This window comes from Flavobacterium psychraerolatum (assembly GCF_025960985.1).
Lineage (GTDB): Bacteria > Bacteroidota > Bacteroidia > Flavobacteriales > Flavobacteriaceae > Flavobacterium.
The window spans coordinates 73,680-80,382 of record NZ_JAOQMX010000015.1; the positions used below are offsets into that span (position 1 = coordinate 73,680).

Here is a 6,703-nt window from a genome sequence, read left to right on the forward strand (position 1 = left end):
ATTTTTCTAAACTATATTTATCGTTGCTACGAACTGCAAAAATAAGATTTGATTATGGATTTCAGCTATTTTTTAGAAATTGTTCCTCATATTATTACTGCCAATTTACCCGCAGCGGCTTCTCACGCAAAAATGGCGCCGCTTGAACGTATGGATGAATTGTTGAATATGGATTTGAAAAAGAAAAACCCAAGGGTAGCAGCAGTCTTAATGTTGTTGTATCCCAAAGACAACGTTACGCATTTGGTGTTGATTGTACGAAATGTGTACGAAGGGGTCCACTCTGGGCAAATTGCTTTTCCAGGTGGGAAACACGAAACTACAGATGTAGATTATGTACATACGGCTTTACGTGAAACGCACGAAGAAGTAGGAGTACATCCTGATTTGGTATCTATGAAAAAAGTTTTCACTCCCATATATATTCCGCCTAGTAATTTTATGGTGCATCCTTTTTTAGGTGTTAGTGAAAACGAAATCCAATTTACACCCGATCCATCCGAAGTGGCACATGTTATTGAGTTGCCCTTGTCTGTTTTTTTGAACGACGATATTCTAGTTAATGTAAAAATTTCAACATCGTATGCCGGTGAAATTGAAGTTCCTGCATTTGAAATTGAAAATAAAATTGTCTGGGGCGCTACCGCTATGATGTTGAGTGAATTGAAAGAGGTTTTAAAATCAGTTATTTTACTGAAGGAAGAGCGGTAGTATGTTGATCTGTTGTTGCGGTATAGCTTTACTCTTGGAGATGTAAATTAAATATCATCTGCCAGAAGCTTATGTTAAATAGGCGCAAATTTTTAAGGGGTATTTTTTAAAAATATAATACTGATACTGTACACTAATTCCAATGACAGACTTGTAAAAAATCACTACATTGTGAAGCAATTTTAAATAACAAAATCGATTATGGGTTTGTTTAAACGAAATCCTTTTGGACACATTCTTTTTGTCAAGAAATGGTTAATCCGTTTTTTTGGTGCGATCACACATCGACGCTATAGAGGTTTTAATGAATTGAAAATTGAAGGTTCAGAGTTTATAAAGAATTTACCAGATACCAATGTTCTTTTTATATCCAACCACCAAACGTACTTTGCCGATGTGGTAGCGATGTTTCATGTATTTAATGCCAGTTTAAGCGGACGCAGTGATAGTATAAAAAATGTTTGTTATATATGGCAACCGAAATTAAATATATATTATGTAGCTGCCAAAGAGACTATGCAATCGGGTATTTTACCAAGAATGATGGCCTATGCGGGGGCGATATCTGTTGAGCGTACATGGCGCGCAAAAGGGGTAGATGTAAGTGAGAAAAAAGAAGTTAATCCTGATGATACCCAAAATATAAAGCTAGCTCTAGAGGATGGGTGGGTGATTACTTTTCCACAAGGAACGACTAAGTCTTTCAAACCTGTACGTAGGGGTACAGCACATATTATTAAAGAGCACCGCCCAATTGTGGTTCCTATCGTAATTGATGGATTTCGACGTTCATTCGATAAAAAAGGATTAAGAATCAAGAAAAAAGGAATTTTACAGTCATTTATTATTAAGGAACCTTTGGTAATTGACTATGATAATGATTCGATAGAGGATATTGTAGCCAAGGTTGAATATGCCATTGAGCAACATCCATCTTTTCTTAATGTCATTTCGATTGAAGACCTCGAAGAGCAAGAACGCTTAAATGCTCTGCGAAAATATGAAATTTAGTACTCATTCTTAGTTTGGAATGATCGTTTAATTCCTAAATTACAGCTTTTAATCATTGGGTGAATTTAAAATTTTTAATTGTCTATTGTAAACCTTAAATCCCATAATATGAATATACCTCATTCTAAGTTACCTCGTATCATCATCATTGGTGGTGGTTTTGCCGGAATTGCACTAGCCAAACGATTGAAGAAACAAGCGGTACAAGTTGTACTAATTGATAAAAATAACTATCATACTTTTCAGCCGTTGTTGTATCAAGTTGCTACTGGTGGACTAGAAGCAGGTTCTATTGCATACCCATTGCGTAAAGTCATTCAAGAATATGATAATTTTTATTTTAGGTTGACTAATGTTCAGGAAATTGATACAAAAAATCAAAAAGTAATTACCGAAATCGGGGAGTTGTCTTTTGATTATTTGGTGATGGCAACTGGAGCAAAAACTAATTATTTTGGAAATAAAGAAATGGAACGCAATAGTATGGCGATGAAAAATATTCCGCAATCGTTGAATATTCGTAGTTTGATTTTAGAAAATTTTGAGCAAGCGGTGCTGACCACGGTAGAGGCAGAAAGAAATAGTTTGATAAATTTTGTTCTGGTAGGAGCAGGACCTACGGGGGTAGAATTGGCAGGAGCTTTGGCTGAAATGAAAAAAGCCGTTCTCCAAAAAGATTATCCCGATTTGGACGTTTCCAAAATGCAAATCAACTTAATTCAAAGCGGAGATCATATTTTAAATACGATGAGTGAAAAGTCATCATTGGCAGCAGAAAAATTTCTAGAAGGTTTAGGCGTTACTATTTGGAAAAATGTACGGGTCAAAAACTACAACGGCCACACTGTAACCACCAATACCGATTTGACCTTTGAGTCTGCAACCGTAATTTGGACTGCGGGAGTACAAGGAGCGTTGGTTCAAGGATTGCCAGTTGAATCTTTGATTGAAAGAGCTGCTCGCATCCGTGTGAATGAGTTTAGTCAAATAAAAGGATATTATAATTTATTTGCAATTGGTGATGTTGCCTGCATGGAAACAGAGGTTTTTCCACAGGGTCATCCTATGATGGCACAACCTGCCTTGCAACAAGGAAAAGTATTAGGTGAAAATCTGATAAGATTAATTCAAAATAAACCCATGGAAGCTTTTGAATACAATGACAAAGGCTCTATGGCTACGATAGGGCGTAATAAAGCAGTAGTTGATTTACCTAAATTTCATTTTAGTGGTGTATTTGCTTGGTTTGTGTGGATGTTTGTGCATCTTTTTTCATTAATTGGTTTTAAAAACAAAGCAGTTGTATTTCTTAATTGGGTCTATAACTACATTCGTTTTGATCGAGAAAGCCGCTTGATCATTCGACCTTTTAAAAAGAAAAGTTTTGTTACGTTTACTAGTGATGAAGTGTAGTCTTTTGATTTTTCAGATATAGCTACATTTTTATTTTTGATTGCTCTCAAATAGGTTGAAAAGTAATAACTTAATTCTCATTTAATTTTTTTTGCCTTAGTTTCTTTTTGGTTCGGTCTCTTTCAATTCATAATTAATTAATAAATTTAAAAACTTACTATAGCTATCTATGCCATCTGTTTGTTGATTGGCCTTCAAAAACTGGTCGTAAAATGCGTGAAAAGCAGTATCAATAGGGCTTTGATAGTTCATCCAGAAATCTTCACTTTCTTGATAGTTTTTTAGAATTCCGGGATGAATGGTTTTTAGCAATATTTTGAACGTTTTTCCCTCTCTACTATTCAAATTAGCTAAACAATAACGTAGCGCAAAACTATAACCGGAGTATTGAAAATAGAGATTTTTATTCTTAATTGTGGCCAAAAAGCCGATAAAATTACATTCACTTTCACTTGCGTAGCCCAGCTGATGCGCTGTTTCATGTGCTGTAACAATTGGGAAATTATAGATAGGTATCAAATCATTGGCTTGTGCTTCATTGGTAAACGGGTTGAGGTATCCACTAAAGCCCATATAGGTCAATGGTAGGCTGAATAGTGATTTTTTGGTGCTTTTATTTTTATAAGTAAAAAAGGAATGTTTTTTTGCTAACGCTTCATAGCTAGTAAGATTCTTTTCGAATACAGTTTCTTGCGAATATGGGAAAATGACCTTTAAGCTATCATTTTTGGTGATTTGATACTGAATTTCATTTGTTTTTTTAATCATTTTTTTTGTGAATGCTAGTAAGTCGTCGTCAGAATAGTCACGACTGATATTCATTTTTTCGAATAAAGGTTCACGGTAATAATTGAGCCCCCATAATAAATGAAAAATAAAATACAAAACCGAAAGAAAACTAATTACTGTCAATAGATTATTTTTCCATTCTGTTTTCCAAGATTTTCTTTTTCTCCAAAACCATTTTAGGATAAAGAAAATGAGAACCCCATACAGACAATCGCCTATTGAAAAGGGGAAGTGTCCAAAAGTAATTCGAGATATTTTTGCTATAATTAGATATAAACCGTTACTGTATTGGTTTTCAATCCATTCTGGGAAATAAGCAATTACTTTTAAGAAAAGAATTTGTAAGACTAGAAAAAAAGGAAGTATGTATTTTGCCTGCACGAAACGAAATTTTGTTTGAGAATGTCAAAGATAATAGGTTTTTTACAAACTAAAGATTACTAAGATACTTAAAATAAAAAGGAGCTATTTCAGCTCCTTTTTATTAAAAAAAAATAGTTGTATTGTATTACTTAATTGTATAGGTCTTTGTGATTTTATAAATTAAGTGAAATACAATAAATACTTAGAGAATTATTTTTGTATTTATGATTTCTCCTTCTTGCTGAATTGATACAATATATATTCCATTTGCAAAATTTGAAGCGTTAATTTCGTTAATACCTATGGATGTTTTAACAGATTTTATAGTTTTCCCGTTACTATTGTATATGATAACGTTTGAATCTTTGGTTAAATGAATAGTGATGATTTTAGCGTTTACACTTACGGTATTCTCTAAAGTCTCAGAAGAAAAGATTTCACTTTTTGCATCAAATGCAGTTTCATCATAATCTATTGAAAATTTAGAGGTTGTTGAGCATATTTTATTTTTGTCATTTGCATAAATTGTGGTAGGAATACAGGAGTTAAAGCCAGGTTTTTGTAATGTAGCTCCAGTTAAATTTACACTGTATTGCCCATCTATATCTCTTGGGCTAGCAGCAGCACTATCTTTAGAAAAATATAATACTGTTGCTATTGATGGAGTGTTTATTCTAGCATCTGCTCCGTCAAAGGGTGCTTTGTAAGGAGCTGCTTTAGGGAATACCTGTTGTAATGTTTTATTTTTTATAAGCGATTGAGGAAAGTAGCTGAAATCTCTTCCTTCTAGTTGGGCTGTGGTACCATAGGTATGCTTGATTGTTCCTGTAATTGTAACTGATCCAAAATTACCTCTTTTATATTTGGCTGTAGGGAAGTTCGGCAAACCTTCAACGTCTCGGTCTTGAAATCCACCAATGATTCTAATAGCAGAAGTACATCCGATTGCAGTTACATTTTTTAAAGTAATTGCTCCGTGTCTTCTTCCATGAGGTGACAATGTTACGGCAGACCATCCGTTTATTCCAACAATGTTATAGCCTTCTAAATTATCCATATTTGCAGCAGACCCTTCCGTAGTTGGGACTACAGCAATTGTAGAGCCAGATTCCAAGCGTAACGATACTCCGCCTTGTGAAGTCAAGTTATGGAAATTTACATTTTTTGCTGCCTGTACTTGCAATAATCCATACCCTACATGTCCATTTTTTAAGTAACCTAATTTTATGTCTCCCTGTGTTGGAGCAGCTTGAACAGAATAGCTTCTTGTCCATGCATCCCCAGTTCCAGTATTGTCCTTGACGTTAGATGCTAGTGTTATAGCATTAATTTTAGTGTAGTTGTCTATAACGTAAAATTGTGATATTGAAAAATTAGTTACTTTTCCAAAAGAAACAAAATTACAGTTTTGATCAGGAATACCACTACTCATATCAATAGTGTATCTCTCTGTAGGTTTATTATTGTCGCTAGCAGTAGTATTACACTCACTACAGTAAATTTTAACATTTTCAATTGGTAAATCTGTAACTTCTTTTCCTCCTCGGAACATTAAACCTCTACCGTTTGTTGTTTTTAACTTAATTATTGCTCCTTTTTTGATGTTAATGTGAACATTGCTCCTTAACGCAATCTCCCCTAAAGTCATATTACCATTTAATTTAATGTTTTTCTTATTGGTATTGATTAAATTTTGCAATTCTGAAGTTTTATCAGGAAAAGCAGCTCCTCCGTTTATTGTAACTTGGGTTCCTGTTCCTCCAATATTAACGAATCGGTCTGCTCTTTGAGCCATCGCACTTAGTCCTACAACAAGTATTGTAATTACTGATAATAAAAATTTGGTTGTTTTCATTGTTTTTTTGTTTTTGTTAGTGCAGCCAAATTAATTTACTATGCTGGAGCAAATGTCTGTGTGAGTAATATTTGTGATAAATATTCGGTTTTCGTCTGTTTTTATTGTATTTAATCTATGTTTTTTTAAAAATAAATATAAGTTAAATACTCTACTTAGATTTAAAATGTATTTCACAGTAAATTGTTAAATACTTATTAATTAATTTTTTTTGATTAAAGTCTTATTATTTGACTACTGATGTGATTTTTTTAACTTTATAAAGTTGAAGGTTTGACTGTCCTTTTGTCCAATTAATAAATATAACGTTTGTATTTTTACTAATTATAGGGTAGGTTATGATAGATCGAAGTATCAATAGCAATAAGGAGTATAGAGATGGATGATATTTTATGTGTTTAGCTATAATTTTCTCAATTGATCGAAGGAAAAATCATATCTACTGCATATGTTTTATTGGTCCCAAAAATAGTTAAAACTATGTACTTTAGTGCATTTCGCTTTTAGCTTCTAAAAATGTACTTTTGAGATATGGATTTTCAAAGAGTAAATGGACATACA

General features: G+C 33.3%; 5 protein-coding genes. 3 read left to right on the forward strand and 2 right to left on the reverse strand.

Annotated elements, in window-relative coordinates:
- The first annotated feature begins 54 nt into the window (after positions 1-54).
- The 3 genes from M2326_RS07725 to M2326_RS07735 all read left to right on the forward strand — a co-directional run bounded on the left by M2326_RS07725 (position 55) and on the right by M2326_RS07735 (position 3,135).
- Entirely contained in the window at positions 55-711 is a 657-nt protein-coding gene (locus tag M2326_RS07725; RefSeq protein ID WP_264618987.1) for an NUDIX hydrolase, read from the forward strand.
- 201 nt (positions 712-912) lie between these two features.
- Positions 913-1,722, forward strand: a complete 810-nt coding sequence (locus tag M2326_RS07730; protein ID WP_264618988.1) for a lysophospholipid acyltransferase family protein — start codon at positions 913-915, stop codon at positions 1,720-1,722.
- A 108-nt stretch (positions 1,723-1,830) separates the two neighbouring features.
- Complete coding sequence (locus tag M2326_RS07735; protein WP_264618989.1) at positions 1,831-3,135, forward strand: NAD(P)/FAD-dependent oxidoreductase; 1,305 nt, start codon at positions 1,831-1,833, stop codon at positions 3,133-3,135.
- 96 nt (positions 3,136-3,231) lie between these two features.
- Here M2326_RS07735 and M2326_RS07740 read toward each other — a convergent pair whose 3' ends face one another.
- Positions 3,232-4,305, reverse strand: coding sequence for a DUF3810 domain-containing protein (locus M2326_RS07740; RefSeq protein ID WP_264618990.1), 1,074 nt, complete (start codon positions 4,303-4,305; stop codon positions 3,232-3,234).
- A 184-nt stretch (positions 4,306-4,489) separates the two neighbouring features.
- Entirely contained in the window at positions 4,490-6,142 is a 1,653-nt protein-coding gene (locus tag M2326_RS07745; RefSeq protein WP_264618991.1) for a T9SS type A sorting domain-containing protein, read from the reverse strand.
- Positions 6,143-6,703: the final 561 nt, after the last annotated feature.

Bases quoted from the DNA above. Each gene is read 5' to 3' on its own strand.
- M2326_RS07725 (WP_264618987.1), top strand. From the start codon at position 55: ATGGATTTCAGCTATTTTTTAGAAATTGTTCCTCATATTATTACTGCC.
- M2326_RS07730 (WP_264618988.1), top strand. From the start codon at position 913: ATGGGTTTGTTTAAACGAAATCCTTTTGGACACATTCTTTTTGTCAAG.
- M2326_RS07735 (WP_264618989.1), top strand. From the start codon at position 1,831: ATGAATATACCTCATTCTAAGTTACCTCGTATCATCATCATTGGTGGT.
- M2326_RS07745 (WP_264618991.1), bottom strand. From the start codon at position 6,142: ATGAAAACAACCAAATTTTTATTATCAGTAATTACAATACTTGTTGTA.